The following is a 17,921-nucleotide window of genomic DNA, read 5'->3' as shown; positions in this document are numbered from 1 at the left end:
CTCACCAGAGCGGGAGTCTTCGCCGCCGCGGGGTCGGCGTCTTCCTCCACTCCTCGCTCGGCCCCGTCGCGCTGCCGGTCGCCGTCACCGTGTACATCCTGTGCGGAATTCTCATGGTCGGGTGGGCCGTCCTGGAGCGGCGGCAAACGGCCGGCCGCCGGGTGATACCGGTCGTCCTCGGTGTCATCACGGTGCTGTCCTGCGTGGTGAGTGCGCAGAGCGGCATCATGTTGATGGCCGGTCTGGCCGTTGTGACAGTGATCGCCGCCGCCGCGGATCCCCGGCTGGCCGTCGGCTGGACGATGTTCGCCGCGGGAGCCACCGCCGTGACCGCCACCTCACTCCTGACCCGGTCCGCCGGACACAAAGCACTGGAGATCATGCTGCTACTGGCCGTCGGACTCCTGGCGGGCCTCAACCGTCGCTCGTACCGGGTCCGGGCCGAGCAGAACGCGGTCCTGCTGGCCCAGGCCGAGGAGCTGCGCGCCCAGCAGGAGCGCGGCGCCGTCCTCGACGAGCGCACCCGTATCGCTCGCGAGATCCACGACGTGCTGGCGCACTCTCTGGGGGCCCTGAGCATCCAGATCCAGACGGCCCGCGCACTGCTCGCCGAGCCCCTCGACACTGTGACCCGACCTGATCCGGCTCGCGCCGATGCTGTACTCGGGGTGGCACATCGGCTGGCCTCCGAGGGGCTGCAGGAGACCCGGCGTGCCGTCCACGCCCTGCGATCCGGCGCCCGGCCGCTGAACGAGGAACTGGCCGCGATGGCTGAAGCCCACCAGCAGCGGCACGCGGCCGCCGTCGACCTGCAGGTGGACGGCACTCCTGGGTCCCTGCCGCCGGAGCAGACCCTCGCCCTGGTACGCACGGCCCAGGAATCGCTCGTCAACGCGGCCAAACACGCACCCCACCGACCCGTCACTCTCACGCTGACCTATGAGGACCATGACGTGACCCTGCAGATAACCAACCCGCTGGGCGGCACATCGAACGACGGCTTCGCCACCGTCGACGGCGGCTACGGGCTGACCGGCATGCGCGAACGTCTGCTGTTCCTCGGCGGAACCCTCACCGCGGGTGCCGTCGACGGCCGGAGCCCCGGTGGGGCCGGTGAGCTGTGGACGGTCACGGCGCGGGTACCGCGGTGAACCAGCCTCGGGAAACCGAACGCCCACTGCGCGTCGTCGTTGCCGACGACCAGGCCAGTGTCCGCGAAGGCCTGTCCCTGATGCTGGACCTCCTCCCCGACATCGACGTCGTGGGCTCCGCGGCCGACGGACAACAAGTACTGGACCTGGTAGCCGAGTTGAGCCCCGATGCCGTCCTACTGGACCTGCACATGCCGGTGATGGACGGCATCGAGGCCACTCGGCGGCTGACGGCCGAACACCCGGAGGTGGCCATCGTCGTCCTCACCACGTATGCGGACGACCGTTCCGTGCTCGACACACTCCGGGCCGGCGCACGCAGTTACCTGACCAAGGACGCCGACCGAATGCACATCGCGGCCACCCTGCACAGCGCGGCGGCCGGCCTGTCCGTACTGCACCCTCAGGTGCAGGCAACACTCCTCGCCGCCGCTTCAGGCACAGCCGTGTCCGACCGGCCCGCGCAGAAACTCCCGGACGGCCTGACCCGCCGCGAGGCCGAGATCCTCACGCTCATCGCTCAGGGCCTCAACAACGCCGAGATCGCCGACCGGCTCTTCCTCAGCGGTAACACTGTCAAGACTCACATCAACCGCGTCTTCGCCAAGACCCACTCCCGCGACCGCGCGGCGGCCACGCTGTACGCGCGTCGACATGGGCTGGCGTGAGGCGGTACCGCCCGAACGCCCTGTGGACTACCCGTACCTGGTACGACGCGGACCCTCATCACCGCGTTGGGCTGGCCCTTCGGAAACGGGTTCAAGCACACGGCCGGCTTCCCCGGCCCGGTGCCATCGCGGACGCGAAAGCCGACACCGTCCACTTCTTCGAAGAGAACACGCCCCGCGTTTTCGGTCTCGCCTTCGACGACATCGACCTGGCCGAGGTCGTCCCGCACGACCAGGCCGTTTCTGACGGCTCTTGGTGGGCTGGGTGGATCTCGTAGTCGGCCGGGCAGGACGTCGGTATGGTGCGGCGACACGAGCTCACGGACGCGCGCTCGGCGAGTTCACCGACCAGCGCCGCCAGCCGGGCGCTGCCTGAGTTGGCCGCGGCTTCCATCCGCAGCTGCGCCACCGCCTGCCGGGCCACGTCCTCCCAGTCGGCGTGCACCTCCCGCATCCGCGGATCCGTGAAGATCAGCCGTACCCAGATGTCCTCCCTGGTCATGATGGCGCTGCCGTCGTACACGGCACCCGGCACGTAGTCCTCGAAATACCGCTCCCCGATCGGAGTGGCGAAGTCGGAGTCGCTCAGGGACATGGCGGAGCCTGTCGTCATTCGCGGTACTCGCGATCCTTGGCCTTCGAGATCCGGTCGGTTGCTGTAGTTCGGTGCTTCGCAGCTGCCGCTCAACCGGTCGTGAGGTCTTCCAGCACGTCGCGCTCCAGGGCGGCGGAGGCGGCGACGACGCCGCCCATGATGGCGCCGCTGACGCCGGCCGCCGCCACGTCCTGGCCGGTGAGGAGGAGCCCGGGGACGTGGGTGTGGGCGCCGAGGTCGCGCAGGGCGAACCGCTCCGGGGTGTGGGCGAGGGACATGAAGTCACCCCTCTCCCTGCCGAGGAAGTGGTTGAAACTCAGCGGTGTCGCCAGTTCGGTGTGGTCGATGCGGCCCTCCAGCTGGGGACAGAAACGGATGACCTGGCCCAGCAGTTCCTCGGTCAGCCTGCCCTTGAGGCGCTCGTAGTCGGCGCCGCGGCGCATCCAGGCACTGCCCGCGTACGGCTCGAACAGCGACCAGGTGGTCAGCCCCGCGATGTCGATGGTGGTGCGTCCCGGATACCGGCTTTCCCAGGACGGATCCTTCAGGGACGGGAAAGTGAGGAAGTACGTCGGCATGGCGTGGTGCTCGGGGTCGGCCTCGAACGCGGCTATCTCGCCGTCGATGTCGGGTCCGGCGTGAGCCCAGATGTTGGCCGGATCCAGGTCCAACCGGTCGCCCGATTCGCGGATGCCGATGTTGAGCATGACGTAAGTCTGTGAAGGGCCGATGGCGCGCAGGGAGTCGACGAGCGGACCGGGGGCCGAAGCCTCGCCCGGCACCATCCGCGTCAGGGTGTTGAGCGCACCGGCGTCGCTGACGACCAGCGGGGCCCGGAAACTCCTCCCGTCAGCCATGACGATTCCGCAGGCCGAGCCCTTGTCGTCCAGCATGACGGTCGCGACCTCCGCGGAGATCAGGACGGCTCCTCCGGATGCGGTGATCACGTCTGTCGCCGTCTCCGCCAGTCGCGCGGAGCCTCCGACGGGGAAGTTCGCGCCGTTGATGTAGTGGCGGATGAGCATGGCGTGCATGCCGAACGAAGCGCGACCGGGGGCGAGGGAGTAGTCACCGTAGTGGCCGCTGAGCACGGCGCGCAGCTCCGCGTCGTCGGTGAGGTCCGTAAGCACTTCAGTGACCGTCCGGTCCGCAAACGAGCGGAAGGGCGCCGCCAGGTCGTCGTAGAGAGTGTCTCCCACGGGGCGCGGCAAACTGCGATGGGCGAAGTAGGGGCGAGCCGCGCGGTTCGCCGCGTGGACCATGTCGACGTACTGGTCGATGGCTCCGGACTCGAGCGGGAAGTACTCCTTCATACGGTCCTTGAACTGCTGCACACCGGACCGGTATTCGTACTCCCGGTCCCCGATGAAGACCCGGTTGTAGACGTCCGGCATGGGGGCCCACTCCAGCTTGCCGCCGCTGATGTGGTCGAAAATCTGGCGCAGACCGCTGGTGGGCCGGTGGACGTCGCCCATGTAGTGGAGGCCGGCGTCCCATTCGTAACCGGCGCGCCGGAACGTCTGGGTGGCGCCGCCCGCCGTCGAGTGCTTCTCCAGCACGAGCACCCGTTGTCCGGCCCGGGCCAGGAAGGCGGCGGTTGTCAGACCACCGATCCCCGAACCGATGACGATCGCGTCCCACGCCTGGCCGACCGTGCTGCGGTGGTAGCTCTGACCGATGCTCACGCATGCCTCCCTCATCTGGCTTCGAAAAACAGTAGTCAGACTAGGGGTATGACTAGGCTGTGGGCAACAACGCAGGAGAGGGACACATGAGCGACGCGGCTGAAGCAGTGCACGGAGACCCCGCTGAGCCGTGGCGGCGGGACGCGTGGGACATCGAGCCCGACTCGATCAACCTCGCGCTGCGGTCCCTGAGCCCGCGGACCACGGGCGTGATCCTCCGGGAGGCCTTCTACGGCACGCGTCGCTTCGACGACTTCGAGCGGCACTGCGGCATCAGCCCGAGCGTGCTGTCTGCCCGTCTTCGGGACCTCGTCGCCGACGGCATCCTGGAAAAGACCCGTTATCGTGCTCCGGGTGTGCGCGGACGCGACGAGTATCGCCTGACCGACAAGGGCCGCAGCCTGGTGCCGATCATGATCGCTCTCAACGACTGGGCAGAGCGCTGGATCGTACCTCCCGGCGCGTCCACGGTCTCGCTGCTCCACCGTGATTGCGGCAGACCGGTTCGGACAGTGGTGACCTGCGCCTCCGGACACGAGATCACCGCTCCAGGACAGGTCTCGGCGATCCCGGGGCCGGGGGCCAAGTCGTTGGACGGCTCTGATTGACCGCTCGATGCTGCGTTCCGGCAGGGGCCCCAGAGTCCTTCCGGAGGCCCCTCCGCGCAAGCAGCGCATGGTGTGGATGAAGCCGATCCTGCCGGTCGTCGCCTGGCCTGGCCGTGGAAGCGGGCGATCTGCCGGCCGGAGGGGGCGGTGCAGGTCACTCAGTCGGTGGTGGCAGCGCAGGCAAGGCTGTTGCCCAGGCGCGTGGTGAATTTGGCGTAGAAGATCCGCGTACGTTCATCCTTCTTGCTCACACCGTGGTTCCTGGCGTCCAGATGAGGACTATGCACGGGCTGGCACGGGAATGGCACGTCTACTTCCTACGGACGGCAGAGTGCGCGGCGACCGGGCCAGACCCTGGAAGGACGTCGGGCTACGTCGCAGCCGCCGTTCGGCATCGTGGTCCACGAACGGGTCCTCTCGTTCGTGAGGCGGCAGTTCGACTCCGTTGTCGGTGACTGAGCCGCATGGTCCGGCGACGGAGCGACGAGCAAAATCCCGGCTGCCACGCCTCCGCGTGTCTACTGTCCTACTGGTACATCGTCCGAACCGACGAGGGGCTGAGTCGTGCTGACCACTACGCACCCCCCGTAGGGGCCCTCTGGAAAGCCCAGAGGGCCCCTACGGAGGCTCTCGGGCGCCGACGATGCGGCAGGCCTCGGCCAGTTCCGTGGCGCGTGGGGTGTCCGCAGCCCAGGTCGCCGTGACGACCGCCGTGCGAGCGCCCTCGGACGCGTGCCGGGCGAGGACGCCGCCCGCGACCAGGGACTCGTCGTCGGGGTGGGCGAACACCGCGAGCAGGCTCGGCGATGGAGATGGAGATGGAGATGGAGATGGAGATGGAGATGGAGATGGAGATGGCGATGGCGATGGGGATGGCAGTGGCATCCGCGCGGCCCAGCTACCGCCGACCCCCGGTGACGAGGGCGCGTCCGTGATCGTGATGGCCTGGCTGGGGCATTTCTCCGCCGCTTCCAGGATCTCCGGGGCGAGGCCTGCGCTGTCGTGGCCCGGGCGGACGACGCCGTATCCGTCGACGAACTCGAAGACGGCCGGGGCCCGGTGCGCGCACTCGGCGGAGCCGTAACAGAGTTCGCGGTTGACGGAGACCTTCATGCCCCTTCCTCTGCCCGGCGCACCGCCCGCTGAACCGGCCCGGCTAGCGGGTGCCGACGGATGCGAGCCAGTGGGCGACCCGGCGTACGGCGGGCTCGTCGAGCCGTTCGACGAGGGCCTGGACGGTGCTGTCGTCCTCGGGGGTGAGGTCGTAGAAGCCGGCCTTGCTCAGGCCGGCCATGAGGACCTGGTGGCGGCGGCCGGTCATCCGTTCGGCGAGGCTGGTGGGTTCGCCGGAGGTCTCCGTCTCCGGGTGCGGCCCAGGTGAAGTCGTCTGCTTCAGCGAGGTGTCGAACAAGTGCCATGTGCCGTCCTTCGGCCCCCAGAGGGCGACGGTCACCTCGTCGCCCCGCGCGCGCATGGTCTGGGTCATCTCGCCGAGCGCGTACAGCACGGGCGAGCGGTGGGGCGACTCCGCCGCGGCGCGCCAGGACTTCGTGGCCGGCCGGTAGAGCATCGCCACCCAGCGTGGGTCGCCCTGCGGCTCCGGGCTCTCGGGACGTGTCCTCATCGCGCTCACCCCTGTACGTCGCTGGTACGTCGCTGGTACGTCGTTCCGGAAGCGGTACGGCAGGCGCGACCATAACTGACGGATCGTCAGTTATCCAGGGCCGGTCGGAGCCGGCGGACGCGGTCCGCGGGGGAGGATCACCACGTCGTTCGGCACCGGTCCCTCCCCTCGTGGGGACCGGTGCCGAGCGGCGGGGCTACCGTCGTCCGGCGCGCATGGCGCTGAATGGCACGGGACGGCAGGAGACGGAAGCGGATCGCAGCTGACCGGAATGGTGCGTTGCTGCGTCCGGATCCTGCCATTCCCCGCCGCCGACGAGGAGGTCCGGAGTCCGGACGGACGGTATTACCGCAGGTCAGCCATATAGAGTGAGTTTTCCGGTCCGGACGTCCAGGCGCGACAAGTAAGGAGTGGAGACCTTGGGTTCCGACTCGGGGGCACGCACCGCCTTCGCGGAACGCCTCGCACTGCTGTACAAGGAAGCCGGGAACCCTCCCCTCAAGCGGGTGTCCGAAGCGGTCGTCCGGCTTCAGCGCGTCGACGAACGCGGGCGGCCCGTGCGGGTGTCCGCCCAGCGCATCAGCGACTGGCGGCGGGCCCGGAACGCACCCGCCCAGTTCGCCGCTCTCGCGGCCGTGTTGCAGGTGCTGATACCCGAGGCGCGACGCTCGCGGCCCACTCCGGTGTCCCCGGGCCTGTACGACCTCGGTCAGTGGCAGCGGCTGTGGGAGCAGGCGCTGGCCGACCCGGTCGGCGAACGGCCCGTGGCGTCTTCCGCCGAGGAGCAGGACCCGCCCGTGCCCGGCGGGTTGTGCCCGTACCGCGGGCTGGCCTCCTACCGTCGGGAGGACGCCCGATGGTTCTTCGGTCGGGAGCGCAGTACGGACGCGTTCGTCGCGCAGCTCGGGGCCGTCGCTGAGGCGGGCGGCCTGGTCATGCTCGTGGGCGCGTCGGGGGCGGGTAAGTCCTCGCTGCTGAACGCCGGTCTGGTGCCCGCCCTGCGGGACGGCGCGCTGGGCGACGACGGTGCGGAGCTCGGCCGGGAGCGGAAGGTCGTACAACTCGTCCCGGGCGGTGATCCGCTGGCGGAGCTGACCCGGTGCGTCCCCGAACTGGGGCCCATCCTGCTGTCCGGGGCGGAAGCCACCGACGTCCCGTCCGCCACGGAACCGGAACAGGGGGTGGAGGAGCGCGACGCCTCAACCGCGGAACAGGGGGCGGAGCAGGCGGAACAGGCGGAGCAGGCGGAATCCGGTGTTCCGTTCTCCCCGGACGCCGTCCGTGCCGCCGTCGCCGCCTGGGCGCGGCGCGTGGCGCCCTCCGGCGCGCGCCCGGTCGTCATCGTGGACCAGTTCGAGGAGACGTTCACCCTCTGCCCCGACGAGGCGGACCGGCGTGCCTTCATCGAGGCCCTGCACGCCGCGTGCTCACCCGCCGGACGGGACGAACCCGCCCCGGCGGTCGTGGTCCTGGGCATCCGCGCCGACTTCTACGAGCGCTGCCTCAGATATCCCGAACTGGCCGACGCGCTCCAGCACCGGCACATGGTGCTCGGGCCGCTGACCACGGCGGAGCTGCGCGAGGCGGTGACCGGACCGGCCAAGGCCGTCGGCCTGGAACTGGAACCGGGCCTGGCGGAGCTGATCGTCAGGGAGGTCAGCGCCGACGGCCCGCGCGGGGCCCACGACGCGGGTGTGCTGCCGCTCCTCTCGCACGCCCTGCTCGCCACCTGGCAGCGCAGGAAGGCGGGCCGGCTCACCCTCGCCGGCTACCGCGCGGCCGGCGGCATCCAGGGCGCCGTCGCGGCGACCGCGGAGCGGGCCTGGTCCGGCCTCGACCCGGCGGCGCGCACGGCGGCGCGGCTGCTCCTGCTGCGGCTGGTCCGCCTCGGCGAGGACACCCAGGCCACCCGCAGGCGGGGGACCCGGCGGAAGCTGGCGGAGGAGTCCACCGACCCGGGCAAGACCGAGGAGTCCCTGGAGGCGCTGGTCCGCGCCCGGCTGGTGACTCTCGACGCGGAGACCGTGGAGATCACCCACGAGGCGCTGCTGCACGCCTGGCCGCGTCTGCGCGACTGGATCGACGACGACCGGCAGGGCAATCTGCTGCGCCAGCGCCTGGAGGAGGACGGCCGGGCCTGGGAGGAGTCGAAGCGCGACACGTCACTGCTGTACCGGGGCTCCCGGCTGGAACAGGCCCACGGCTGGGCGAAGTCCGCCGGGGACACGTTCCTGACCCGGAACGCGGTGGAGTTCCTGGCCGCCTCGGTCAGGCTGCGCCGGCGCGTGACGTGGATCAGCCGGGGCGCGGTGGCGACGCTGGTCGTCCTGGCGATGCTGGCCGTGGGATCGGCCGTCATCGCGTCGAAGCAGCGGGACGAGGCCGTGTTCGAGCAGGTCCTCGCCCAGGCCGACCGCGTCCAGGACACGGATCCGTCGCTGTCCGCGCAGCTCGACCTGGTGGCACACCGGCTGCGGCCGGACGACAAGGGCGCGAACAGCCGCCTGATGTCCATAGTGAACGCCCCGCTGGCCACGCCGCTGGTCGGCCACACGGGCGCCGTCTACCTCACGACGTTCAGCCCGGACGGGCGGACCCTCGCCACGGCCAGCTACGACCGGACCGTACGGCTGTGGGACGTGTCCGACCCGAAGCGCCCGAAGCCCTTGGGCGAGCCTCTCACCGGCCATACGAGCTGGGTGAGCAGCGCGGTGTTCAGCCCGGACGGCCGTACTCTCGCCAGCGCGTCCGACGACGGCACGATCCGGCTGTGGGACGTGACGGACCCCGGCCACCCGAAGCGGCTCGGCAAGCCGTTGACCGGCCATGACAGCACGATCTACCTGGTCGCCTTCGGCCCGGACGGGCGCACGCTGGCCTCCGTCGGCGTCGATCGCACCGTACGGCTGTGGGACGTGGCCGATCCGCGCCGGGCGCGGGCGCTGGGCAAGCCCTTGACCGGGCACTCGACCGCCGTGCGCTCGGTGGCGTTCAGCCCGGACGGCAGGACGCTGGCGTCCGGTGGCGACGACGGGTCGATCCGGCTGTGGGACGTCACCGACCCCCGGCGCCCGGAGCGGGCCGGGGAGCGGCTGACCGGCCACACCGCCACCGTGCACTCGGTGGCCTTCAGTCCGGACGGCCGTACGCTCGCCAGCGGCAGCGCGGACAACACCGTACGGCTGTGGAACCTGGCCGGTTCCCGTGGTCCGGCACCGATCGGTACGCCGCTCACCGGCCATACCGGGCCGGTGTGGTCCGTGGCCTTCAGCCCTGACGGCAACATGCTCGCCGCCGCCAGCGCGGACAGCACCGCGAGTCTGTGGAAGGTCGGTGATCCGGCGTACCCGTCGCAGGTCGGCGGGCCCCTGGCGGGCAGCAGCGGCGAGATGTACGCGCTCGGCTTCAGCCCCGACGGGCGCACCCTCGCCACCGGGGCGGGCGACAACAAGGTCCGCCTGTGGGCGCTGCCGACGTCGGACATGACCGGCCGGAGCGGAGTGTTCCGCCCGGACGGGCGGGTGCTCGCGACGGCGGCGCTCGACGGGCGGGTGCGGCTGTGGGACGTGCGGACGCCCGGCAGGCCCGTACGGACGGGGAAGCCGTTCCGGCCGGAGGGCGGCGTCCGCTCCCTGGAGTTCTCCCCGGACGGCCGCACCCTCGCGGTGGTGACGGGCAGCCGGACCCTGCAACTGTGGAACCTCGGCGATCCGGAACGCCCCGTCCCGCACGGGTCTTCCACCCCTCTGCGGATCCGTCTGGCCGACCCGGTGGCGTTCAGCCCGGACGGACGGGTCCTGGCGACCCCCTCGGACGACCGCACCGTCCAGCTGTGGGACATCGGTGACCCCTCCCGTCCCCGCCCGCTCGGCGCGCCCCTCGCCGGGCACAAGGGCTACGTCAACGCCCTCGTCTTCAGCCCGGACGGCCGTACGCTCGCCAGCGGCAGCGCGGACGGCACCATCAGGCTGTGGAACACGGCCGATCCCGGCCGTACGACCCTGATCCGCGCACCTCTCAGGGGCCATCTCGGAGCCGTCAACGCCCTCGCCCTCAGCCCCGACGGCCGGACACTGGCCAGCGCCGGAGACGACAACTCGGTCCGCCTCTGGGACATCGAGGACCCTGCCGAGGCCTCGGAGGAGGCGCGCCTCACGGGGCACACGGAAGCGGTCGTGTCGCTGACGTTCAGCCGGAGCGGCCGGACCCTGGCCAGCGGCGGAAACGACAGCACCGTCCGGCTGTGGAACGTCTCCGACCCCGCCGAGGCCACGGCGATCGGCCACTCCATGAGCCCCAACGCCAAGACCGGCAACTTCCTGGCGTTCAGCCCGGACCGCCACCTGCTCGGGGTGTCGAGCGGCGCCGACAGTGTCCGGCTCTGGAACCTGGACACCGACGAGGCCGTACGCCGCATCTGCTCGATGACCCGGGGTGTTCTGACGCCGGACACCTGGCGCGCGTACCTGCCCCGGCTCTCCTACGACGCGCCGTGCGCCGGCCGATGAGGTCGTGATCCGGCAACAGGGCGAAGTCTTAGGGCGGTTGAGTGATACGAGTCACAACCTGGGTTTCCTGACGGGCAGTCGGCTCCTTCCGCGCAAGCGCTTGTTACCCTTGGCCATAGCCCGACCGCTGGTGCATCCCCCGTCGCCAGCGGTCGGGCATTCGCATGCCGGGCCGCTCAGCGCAGGTCGAGGCGCATCAGGATGCGGGGATGGCCGGCCAGGACCGATGTGGTGGGGGCCGCGTAGGTGAAGCCGGCCCGTTCGAAGTTCTTCCTCAGGCCTGCGTAGGCCATCGTCAGGTCGACCTTGGCGTCGCCGTTGTTGAGGGGGTACGCCTCGATCGCCGGGGCGCCCCGGGCGCGCGCGAAGTCGACCGCGCCGGCGATGAGGGCGTGCGAGACGCCCTGCTTGCGGTGGCCGGGGCGGACCCGGACGCACCACAGGGACCAGACGGGCAGGTCGTCCACGTGCGGGATCTTGCGGTTCCGGGCGAACGAGGTGTCCGAGCGCGGTGCGACGGCGGCCCAGCCGACCGGTTCGTCCCCGTCGTAGGCGAGCACGCCCGGGGGTGGTTCCGCACCGCACAGCTCAGCGACGTAGTCACCGCGGGCCGGGCCGCGCAGTTCGTTGTTGAGCTTGGAGGGGATCCGGTAGCTGAGGCACCAGCAGACATTCGCCCCGGGCGACTTCGGCCCGAGCACGGCACGGACGTCCTCGAAATCCGTGGCCGGGCGGACGTCGATGGTCATGGCACCACGATGTCACGCCCCTGCCGGCTTCGCCGCTCGGTTCGTCCCGGCCGATGGCCCGGCCCGCGCGGCTACGCTCCCGGCATGGACATCCGTGTCGAGATCATCCGGGAGCCGAGTGAGGAACTCGTCGTCGCCTTGGGGCGGTTGCTTCCGCAGCTGTCCGCGACGGCCCGGCCCCTGGACCGCGCGGCGGTCGGTCGCCTGGTGAGCTGTGATGCGAACACCGTGCTCGTGGCCCGGGCCGGCGGCGCGATCGTCGGCACCCTGACGCTCGTGCTGCTGCCCCTGCCGTCCGGGCCGCGGGGACGCGTCGAGGACGTGGTCGTCGACGACGCGGCGCGCGGGCGGGGCATCGCGGCCCTGCTCATCGAGGAGGCCCTGCGCCTCGCCCGCCGGGCCGGTGCCCGCACGGTCGACCTCACTTCCCGGCCGGACCGCGCCGCGGCGAACCGGCTCTACGAGCGACTCGGTTTCCAGGCCCGGGAGTCGACGGTCCACCGCTACACGGTGGACTGAGCCGCCGACGCCTGCCCCGGTCCCGACGCCGCCCGCAGCATCCGCAGCTGGCCGATCTCGGTCACGTTCTTCATCAGCTCGGCGTTCACCCAGGCCACCATGTGCGCGACGGTGTACTGGGGGTCGCCCTGCGACGGGAACGCGGCCGTGGCGTCGAGGTCGGTGTCGGTGAGGCCGTCGAGGACCGCCAGCCACTGAGTGCGCAGGTCGCGCAGCCACTCGACGGTGGGGGCGCCCTCGCCGGGCCAGGCGATGTCCGTGCGGTCGCGGGGCGGCCGGCTCAGCGCGTGGTCCAGGGTGACGCTCCACCACCAGCCGATGTGCCAGCTCACCCAGGCGATCGTGGGGACAGGCACAGGGTCGGGCTCGGTGTCCGACCAGTCCGGTACCCAGCTGCCGTCGGGGGCCCGGCGCATCGTCCAGCAGAGGGGCGCGGGCTCCCAGAGGAAGTCCTCGGGCTCCAGCCGCTCCAGGTGGTACTCGAACAACGACCAGGTCAACTCGAACTGCCAGCGCGGCAGTTCCGTACGGGGAACGCTCATCGGACGACCCTACGCAAGCACTCGCTCGTCCCGGGCCAGACCCATCCAGTCGAGCTCCCGCAGCGGCCCTTCCCTGCCGCAGCCCGACGGCGGACGCGGAGTCGGCTGGAACCGGACGACGGCCAGGCGCGAGCGGTACAGGACCGGGTCGCGGGCCGGATCGAGGGCGGCGGAGTGGAACGTGCCGAGGCAGGCCACGGCGGGCAGGACCTCGACGGGACCGAGTCCGCCCGCGTACTGGCCGGTGCGCTCCCGCGGGGGCGGGACCAGGTGGACGGGCGTGCCGGGGTGGGACCGCTCGGCGGCGTGCACCAGCTCGCGGATCCGCAGATCGTTGACCGGCTCGCAGGGATAGAACTCCGGCGGGCCGCCGCAGGCCGAGAGCAGGTCGCCGTAAGTCGACGTGAACCGCAGTTCGGCGAGGTCCACCGAGCGGCCGGAGGCGAGAACGAGGCGTGCGAGCGCCATGGCCGGCGGTCTGGCGTGCTGGTGCATGAAAGTCTTTCGGTGCTGGTGGACGAGGCCCGGCTCACGGCCGGTGCGCCGTCATCCGGGCCGCCGACGCGATCGTCGCCCGGGCCTCACGCTCGGACAGGCCGGTACCGCGCGCCGCTTCGACCAGGGGGTCCACGAGCGCCGGGCCGATGCCGCCCTCGTACGCCCGGCAGGCCGCCCAGAACAGCCGGGTGTTGCGCTGGCCCTCGTGCGCGGCGAGGACGAACTGGACCAGGCCCTGGCCGTGCCCGCCGGGTGACGGCAGTGCCGACGGGGACATGGGGTGGTGGGCACGCGGCGGCGGGAGCAGCAGCCGCAGCAGGGAGCGCGGGCAGGGGGCGGGCGCCAGCCGCGCGGTCCCGGGGGCGGCGGCGTACACCCCCTGGCCCGTGCGGGAGCCGGGCCCGACGAGGTAGCCCCCGGCGCCCCGGATGTCGATGCCGGGGGCGAGACGGCCCGCCGAGTTGGGGACCACCACGTCGGGCGGGCCGCTCAGCCACAGGTGACGCCCGCCGGACGGGGTCAGGACCACCACCGTCGGGGGATGGTGAACAGATGCCGCAGGGCCAGTTCGCGCAGGGCGGCCGAGGCGTCCGTGCCGGTCTTCACGTCCAGGTCGATGCCGATCAGCTGGTGCGGGGGCAGGCCGCAGGCGATGCCGTAGCCGGTCGCCCAGGGCGCCGCGGCGAACAGTTCGCGGATGCGGGCCGGGTCGCTGGAGGCGTCGTACACGCCGTGGCCGAGGCGGCCGCACGCGCCGTGGCAGGGGGAGGGGGCGGGGTCGTCGCGGTGCGGGGAGCGCAGCGCCGGGAGCTTGGTGCGGGACAGGGGGATGACGGCCAGTCCGCGTTCGGCGGCTGACAGGGCGTGTGCGAGGGCCAGCGTCGTGGCCTGCCGGTCGGTGGTGGCCATGCTTCTAGTTTCGTACGTACGTTCGAAAAAGGAAAGAGGGAGCGGGGGTGACGCGCCGGGGTGGAGGCCTGTGTGCGAAAAGTGCGGGACCGCTTCGCCCCTTGCGGCACCAGGGTTCGAACCGCCCCTTCCGCCCAAGCTTCGGTACGGAAGTGATGCAAAGGGGTTTATCGACATGTCATCACGCTTGAGTGCGAATAGGGGCTTCCAGTGTGGTTCGCCGGGGATTCGGTGGGCAACTCTGGACTCGCGACGTCGAGCAACGGACCAGGGCGGTCGGCCAACTTCCCTGGAAGCGGCAGTACTTCTCCACGCAGTCCTTGGTTCTGAAGTCTCTGAGTCTCCGAAGTCCTTGGAGGGACAACAACATGGCAAGCATCCGTACCGCCCGCGTCATCGCCGCCGTCTCCGCCCTTCCGCTCGCGGCCGCCCTCTTCAGCGGTGTCGCGACGGCGGACAACGGCTCCTTCGCGGACAACGGATCGATCGCGTCCGTCACGGAGGCCGAGGCGGGTGTCCTCGGCAGTGGTGTCGGCGGTGACAACTTCGGCACCTCGTCCACCACGAACCAGCAGGCCGTCGGCGAGGGCGCCTCGAACCAGAGCAACACCGCCCATGTCAACGGCTCGGCCTTCACGGCCGTCAATCAGGGCAACGACAACACCGCCGTCAGCTTCACCCCGCTGTGGTGGTGAGCTGAGCGGGCCGGTGCACCGGCATCGGCCCGCCGTCCGGGTGGGTGTGTGCTTCGTGGGGTGACAAGCGTCTGAGCGGCGGTACTCCGGTACCGCCGCGCAGGCGTTCTCGCGTCCGTGCGTTTTCGTGTCATGGGGTCCGATGCCTTGACGCCGCCGCGCATCTGACGGACAGTCAGAAATCGTGAAGGGTGAGCCGGAGGTCCACGACGAGTCCGAGGGGTCCCAGGAGTTCGAGGCGCGCCTGAAGGCCTACGAGGGCCGCCCGGCCGCCGCCACCGGGGTCGGCCGGGACCCCGTCAACGAGCCGATGATCAGGCACTGGTGCGAGGCCATGGGCGACACCAGCCCCGCCTACACCGGGCCGGACGCCATCGCTCCCCCCACCATGCTCCAGGCATGGACCATGGCGGGCCTCACCCGCCGCCCGGAACGCACGGCGGCCTACGACGAACTCCTGCGCCTGCTCGACGAGTCGGGCTACGACGCGGTCGTCGCCACCGACTGCGAGCAGGAATACGTCCGCCCCCTGCGCCCCGGAGACGAGATCACCTTCGACTCGGTGATCGAGTCGGTCTCGGGCCGCAAGGCCACGAAGCTGGGGGCGGGCTACTTCGTGACGACCCGTACGGACGTCCGGGCCGGCGGCGAACTCGCCGGCACTCACCGCTTCCGCATCCTCAAGTACGCCCCCGCACACCGGCCGCCGCGCCCGAAGGAACGCCGCCCGCGCCCCGTGATCAACCGCGACAACGCCGGCTTCTGGGAGGGCGTGGCCCGCCACGAGCTGCTGATCCAGCGCTGCACCGGCTGCGGCGACCTGCGTTTCCCCTGGCTGCCGGGCTGCAACAGCTGCGGCTCCCCGGAGTGGGACACCGTGGAGGCGAGCGGCGAGGGCGCTGTGTATTCGTACGTCGTCATGCACCACCCGCCCTTCCCGGCATTCGAGCCCCCATACGCGGTCGGGCTGATCGAGCTCGCGGAGGGCGTGCGGATCATCAGCAACGTGGTCGGAGTGCCGTACGACAAGGTGCGCATCGGGATGCCGGTCCGGCTCGACTTCCGGCGCTACGACGACGAGTTGGTGCTGCCCGTCTTCCAGGGGGTGACCCGGTGAACGCCGGCGACCGCCTCCCGCCCCTGGAGATCCCGGTCACCCGCACCCTGATCGTCGCCGGTGCGATCGCGTCCCGCGACTACCAGGACGTGCACCACGATCCGGACCTGGCCCGGCAGAAGGGCTCCCCCGACATCTTCATGAACATCCTGACGACCAACGGCCTGGTCGGCCGCTACATCACGGACCACTTCGGCCCCCTGGCCGTGCTGCGCCGGGTCGCCATCCGGCTCGGCGCGCCCAACCACCCCGGCGACACGATGGTGCTCACGGGCACGGTCGAGGAGATCGACGGCGAGATGGTGACGGTCCGGGTCGTCGGTACGAACGGCATCGGCAGGCACGTCACCGGCACGGTGACGGTCACGGTCCCCTCGGGAGCCGGGACGGCGACGGCTCCCGGCCGACCCTCACGGTCATGACCGGCGACACCGTCTCCCCGGCGGCCGGGGGGCCGCGTCTCTCCGGCGGCCGGGGGCCGCGGCACTCCGGCCGACGCGTGCCGTGGCACTCCGGCCGACGCGTGCCGCCGCGCCGTGGCCGCCGCGGGCGCTCGCGGCACCCCGGGCGACTGGCCCTGCGTGAGGCGAGGAGGCCGGCATGAGCCGAGTAGGCCCGGCATGACCCCGGGAGGCCCGGCAGTGTTCCCGGGGGGCCGGGCAGTGTTCCCGGGGGGCCGGGCAGAGCCCCCGGGAGGCCGGGCAGTGATTCCGGGGGGCCGGGCAGAGCCCCCGGAGGCCGGGCAGTGCCCCCGGAGGCCGGGCAGTGCCCCGGGAGGCCGGGCAGTGCCCCGGAAGGCCCCGCATGACCCCAGGAGGCCCATCATGAGTCCCCGCCGGCACGACACCCTCGGCGGCCGGGCGGCCATCGCCGGCATCGGAGCCACCGAGTTCTCCAAGGACTCGGGCCGCAGCGAACTGCGCCTGGCCGTCGAGGCGGTCCGGGCGGCCCTCGCGGACGCGGGACTGACGCCGGCCGACGTCGACGGACTGGTCACCTTCACCATGGACACCAGCCCCGAGATCACCGTGGCCCAGGCGGCGGGTATCGGCGAGCTCTCCTTCTTCTCCCGGATCCACTACGGCGGCGGCGCGGCCTGCGCCACCGTCCAGCAGGCGGCCCTCGCGATCGCGGCGGGCGTGGCGGACGTGGTCGTCTGCTACCGGGCGTTCAACGAGCGCTCGGGCCGCCGCTTCGGCTCCGGCGTCCGGCACCGCGAGCCGTCGGCCGAGGGCGCGGCGCTGGGCTGGTCGCTGCCGTTCGGCCTGCTCACCCCGGCCTCCTGGGTGGCCATGGCGGCCCAGCGCTACCTCCACACGTACGGGCTGGATCCGGAGGTGTTCGGGCACGTGGCCGTGGTCGACCGCGCGTACGCGGCGACCAACCCGGCGGCGTACTTCCACAACCGGCCCATCACCCTGGCCGACCACGCCGCGTCCCGCTGGATCGCCGAGCCGCTGCGGCTGCTGGACTGCTGCCAGGAGACCGACGGCGGCCAGGCCCTCGTCGTCACCTCCGTGGAGCGGGCCCGCGACCTGCCGAACCCGCCCGCCGTGATCGCGGCGGCCGCCCAGGGCGCGGGACGCGCGCAGGAGCAGATGACCAGCTTCTACCGCGACGACCTGACCGGCCTGCCCGAGACGGCGGTGGTGGCCCGGCAGCTGTGGCGGACCTCGGGACTCGCACCGGCCGACATCGACGTGGGGATCCTCTACGACCACTTCACGCCGTTCGTGCTGACGCAGCTGGAGGAGTTCGGCTTCTGCGGCCCCGGCGAGGCCCCGGACTTCGTGGCCGAGAGGTGCCTGCCGCTCAACACCCACGGGGGACAGCTGGGGGAGGCCTACCTGCACGGGATGAACGGGGTGGCGGAGGCCGTGCGGCAGATCAGGGGGACGGCGGTGAATCCGGTGCCCGGAGCGGAACGGGTCCTGGTGACGGCGGGGACGGGCGTGCCTACGTCGGGACTCGTACTCACCGCCGACCCGCAGGGGACATCCCGCAGTACCCCGGTCCCCCCGCTCCACCTGTAGGAGGTGCGGCGGGCCCTACC

Annotated in this window: 15 protein-coding genes and 3 pseudogenes; 9 read left to right on the top strand and 9 right to left on the bottom strand. The window is 71.5% G+C overall.

The annotated features are described in order from the left end of the window. The first annotated feature begins 113 nt into the window (after positions 1-113). On the top strand, positions 114-1,151 hold the full coding sequence (locus tag ACQEV8_RS21285; protein ID WP_432962490.1) for a sensor histidine kinase: 1,038 nt from the start codon (positions 114-116) through the stop codon (positions 1,149-1,151). Then, positions 1,148-1,819, top strand: coding sequence for a response regulator (locus ACQEV8_RS21280; protein WP_432962488.1), 672 nt, complete (start codon positions 1,148-1,150; stop codon positions 1,817-1,819). The genes ACQEV8_RS21285 and ACQEV8_RS21280 overlap by 4 nt, the downstream gene beginning before the upstream one ends. 91 nt (positions 1,820-1,910) lie before the next feature. Here the strand turns inward: ACQEV8_RS21280 and ACQEV8_RS21275 are convergent, their stop codons facing one another. Continuing rightward, positions 1,911-2,432, bottom strand: a complete 522-nt coding sequence (locus tag ACQEV8_RS21275; RefSeq protein ID WP_432962486.1) for a hypothetical protein — start codon at positions 2,430-2,432, stop codon at positions 1,911-1,913. Positions 2,433-2,503: 71 nt separating this feature from the next. Next, the gene (locus ACQEV8_RS21270) at positions 2,504-4,099 is read right to left on the bottom strand and encodes a phytoene desaturase family protein (RefSeq protein WP_432962484.1); all 1,596 of its coding nucleotides are present in this window, start codon (positions 4,097-4,099) and stop codon (positions 2,504-2,506) included. An 86-nt stretch (positions 4,100-4,185) separates the two neighbouring features. Between ACQEV8_RS21270 and ACQEV8_RS21265 the strand changes: the two genes are divergently transcribed. After that, complete coding sequence (locus ACQEV8_RS21265; RefSeq protein WP_432962482.1) at positions 4,186-4,707, top strand: winged helix-turn-helix transcriptional regulator; 522 nt, start codon at positions 4,186-4,188, stop codon at positions 4,705-4,707. A gap of 624 nt (positions 4,708-5,331) precedes the next feature. Here ACQEV8_RS21265 and ACQEV8_RS21260 read toward each other — a convergent pair. The 3 genes and pseudogenes from ACQEV8_RS21260 to ACQEV8_RS21250 all read right to left on the bottom strand — a co-directional run. Continuing rightward, positions 5,332-5,505, bottom strand: a pseudogene (locus ACQEV8_RS21260) (PIG-L deacetylase family protein); the annotation flags it as partial. Between the two features lie 144 nt (positions 5,506-5,649). Beyond that, a pseudogene (locus ACQEV8_RS21255) lies at positions 5,650-5,820 on the bottom strand (ferredoxin); the annotation flags it as partial. 43 nt (positions 5,821-5,863) lie between these two features. Next, the gene (locus tag ACQEV8_RS21250; RefSeq protein WP_432962480.1) at positions 5,864-6,331 is read right to left on the bottom strand and encodes a hypothetical protein; all 468 of its coding nucleotides are present in this window, start codon (positions 6,329-6,331) and stop codon (positions 5,864-5,866) included. Positions 6,332-6,741: 410 nt separating this feature from the next. On the opposite strand from ACQEV8_RS21250, the gene ACQEV8_RS21245 reads away from it, so the two are divergent. Next, on the top strand, positions 6,742-10,839 hold the full coding sequence (locus ACQEV8_RS21245; RefSeq protein WP_432962478.1) for a hypothetical protein: 4,098 nt from the start codon (positions 6,742-6,744) through the stop codon (positions 10,837-10,839). A gap of 176 nt (positions 10,840-11,015) precedes the next feature. On the opposite strand, the gene ACQEV8_RS21240 is transcribed toward ACQEV8_RS21245, so the two are convergent. Beyond that, a complete protein-coding gene (locus tag ACQEV8_RS21240; protein ID WP_432962476.1) occupies positions 11,016-11,588 on the bottom strand; it encodes a GNAT family N-acetyltransferase in 573 nt (190 codons plus the stop codon). 84 nt (positions 11,589-11,672) lie between these two features. Here ACQEV8_RS21240 and ACQEV8_RS21235 point away from each other — a divergent pair, with 84 nt between their 5' ends. Further along, positions 11,673-12,107, top strand: coding sequence for a GNAT family N-acetyltransferase (locus tag ACQEV8_RS21235; RefSeq protein ID WP_432962474.1), 435 nt, complete (start codon positions 11,673-11,675; stop codon positions 12,105-12,107). Here the strand turns inward: ACQEV8_RS21235 and ACQEV8_RS21230 are convergent. The 3 genes and pseudogenes from ACQEV8_RS21230 to ACQEV8_RS21220 form a co-directional block, all read right to left on the bottom strand. Then, positions 12,092-12,649 carry a DinB family protein gene (locus ACQEV8_RS21230; RefSeq protein ID WP_432962472.1) on the bottom strand — a complete coding sequence of 186 codons (558 nt, stop codon included), beginning with the start codon at positions 12,647-12,649 and terminating at the stop codon, positions 12,092-12,094. The genes ACQEV8_RS21235 and ACQEV8_RS21230 overlap by 16 nt on opposite strands. 9 nt (positions 12,650-12,658) lie before the next feature. Then, entirely contained in the window at positions 12,659-13,117 is a 459-nt protein-coding gene (locus ACQEV8_RS21225; RefSeq protein WP_432962470.1) for a hypothetical protein, read from the bottom strand. Between the two features lie 61 nt (positions 13,118-13,178). Continuing rightward, positions 13,179-14,056: pseudogene (locus ACQEV8_RS21220) on the bottom strand (bifunctional DNA primase/polymerase). 368 nt (positions 14,057-14,424) lie between these two features. Here ACQEV8_RS21220 and ACQEV8_RS21215 point away from each other — a divergent pair. From ACQEV8_RS21215 to ACQEV8_RS21200, 4 genes are all read left to right on the top strand, one after another. Next, complete coding sequence (locus tag ACQEV8_RS21215) at positions 14,425-14,751, top strand: hypothetical protein (RefSeq protein WP_432962468.1); 327 nt, start codon at positions 14,425-14,427, stop codon at positions 14,749-14,751. 184 nt (positions 14,752-14,935) lie between these two features. After that, positions 14,936-15,868, top strand: a complete 933-nt coding sequence (locus ACQEV8_RS21210) for a bifunctional MaoC family dehydratase N-terminal/OB-fold nucleic acid binding domain-containing protein (protein WP_432962466.1) — start codon at positions 14,936-14,938, stop codon at positions 15,866-15,868. Further along, positions 15,865-16,290: a MaoC family dehydratase gene (locus tag ACQEV8_RS21205; RefSeq protein ID WP_432962464.1), complete on the top strand. Its 426-nt coding sequence runs from the start codon at positions 15,865-15,867 to the stop codon at positions 16,288-16,290. Before ACQEV8_RS21210 ends, ACQEV8_RS21205 begins: the two co-directional genes overlap by 4 nt. A gap of 402 nt (positions 16,291-16,692) precedes the next feature. After that, on the top strand, positions 16,693-17,901 hold the full coding sequence (locus ACQEV8_RS21200) for a lipid-transfer protein (RefSeq protein ID WP_432962462.1): 1,209 nt from the start codon (positions 16,693-16,695) through the stop codon (positions 17,899-17,901). Positions 17,902-17,921: the final 20 nt, after the last annotated feature.

This window comes from Streptomyces sp. CA-179760 (assembly GCF_050937045.1).
In the GTDB taxonomy this organism is placed as follows: Bacteria; Actinomycetota; Actinomycetes; order Streptomycetales; family Streptomycetaceae; genus Streptomyces.
The sequence above is the reverse complement of the archived record's forward strand: the minus strand, read 5'-3'. Positions and strand labels throughout refer to the sequence as shown.

What these genes read in the sequence shown, in the direction of transcription:
- ACQEV8_RS21285 (WP_432962490.1), top strand. Translation starts at nt 114, where the DNA reads ATGGTCGGGTGGGCCGTCCTGGAGCGGCGGCAAACGGCCGGCCGCCGG.
- ACQEV8_RS21275 (WP_432962486.1), bottom strand. Translation starts at nt 2,432, where the DNA reads ATGACGACAGGCTCCGCCATGTCCCTGAGCGACTCCGACTTCGCCACT.
- ACQEV8_RS21265 (WP_432962482.1), top strand. Translation starts at nt 4,186, where the DNA reads ATGAGCGACGCGGCTGAAGCAGTGCACGGAGACCCCGCTGAGCCGTGG.
- ACQEV8_RS21250 (WP_432962480.1), bottom strand. Translation starts at nt 6,331, where the DNA reads ATGAGGACACGTCCCGAGAGCCCGGAGCCGCAGGGCGACCCACGCTGG.
- ACQEV8_RS21240 (WP_432962476.1), bottom strand. Translation starts at nt 11,588, where the DNA reads ATGACCATCGACGTCCGCCCGGCCACGGATTTCGAGGACGTCCGTGCC.
- ACQEV8_RS21235 (WP_432962474.1), top strand. Translation starts at nt 11,673, where the DNA reads ATGGACATCCGTGTCGAGATCATCCGGGAGCCGAGTGAGGAACTCGTC.
- ACQEV8_RS21230 (WP_432962472.1), bottom strand. Translation starts at nt 12,649, where the DNA reads ATGAGCGTTCCCCGTACGGAACTGCCGCGCTGGCAGTTCGAGTTGACC.
- ACQEV8_RS21225 (WP_432962470.1), bottom strand. Translation starts at nt 13,117, where the DNA reads ATGGCGCTCGCACGCCTCGTTCTCGCCTCCGGCCGCTCGGTGGACCTC.
- ACQEV8_RS21215 (WP_432962468.1), top strand. Translation starts at nt 14,425, where the DNA reads ATGGCAAGCATCCGTACCGCCCGCGTCATCGCCGCCGTCTCCGCCCTT.
- ACQEV8_RS21200 (WP_432962462.1), top strand. Translation starts at nt 16,693, where the DNA reads ATGAGTCCCCGCCGGCACGACACCCTCGGCGGCCGGGCGGCCATCGCC.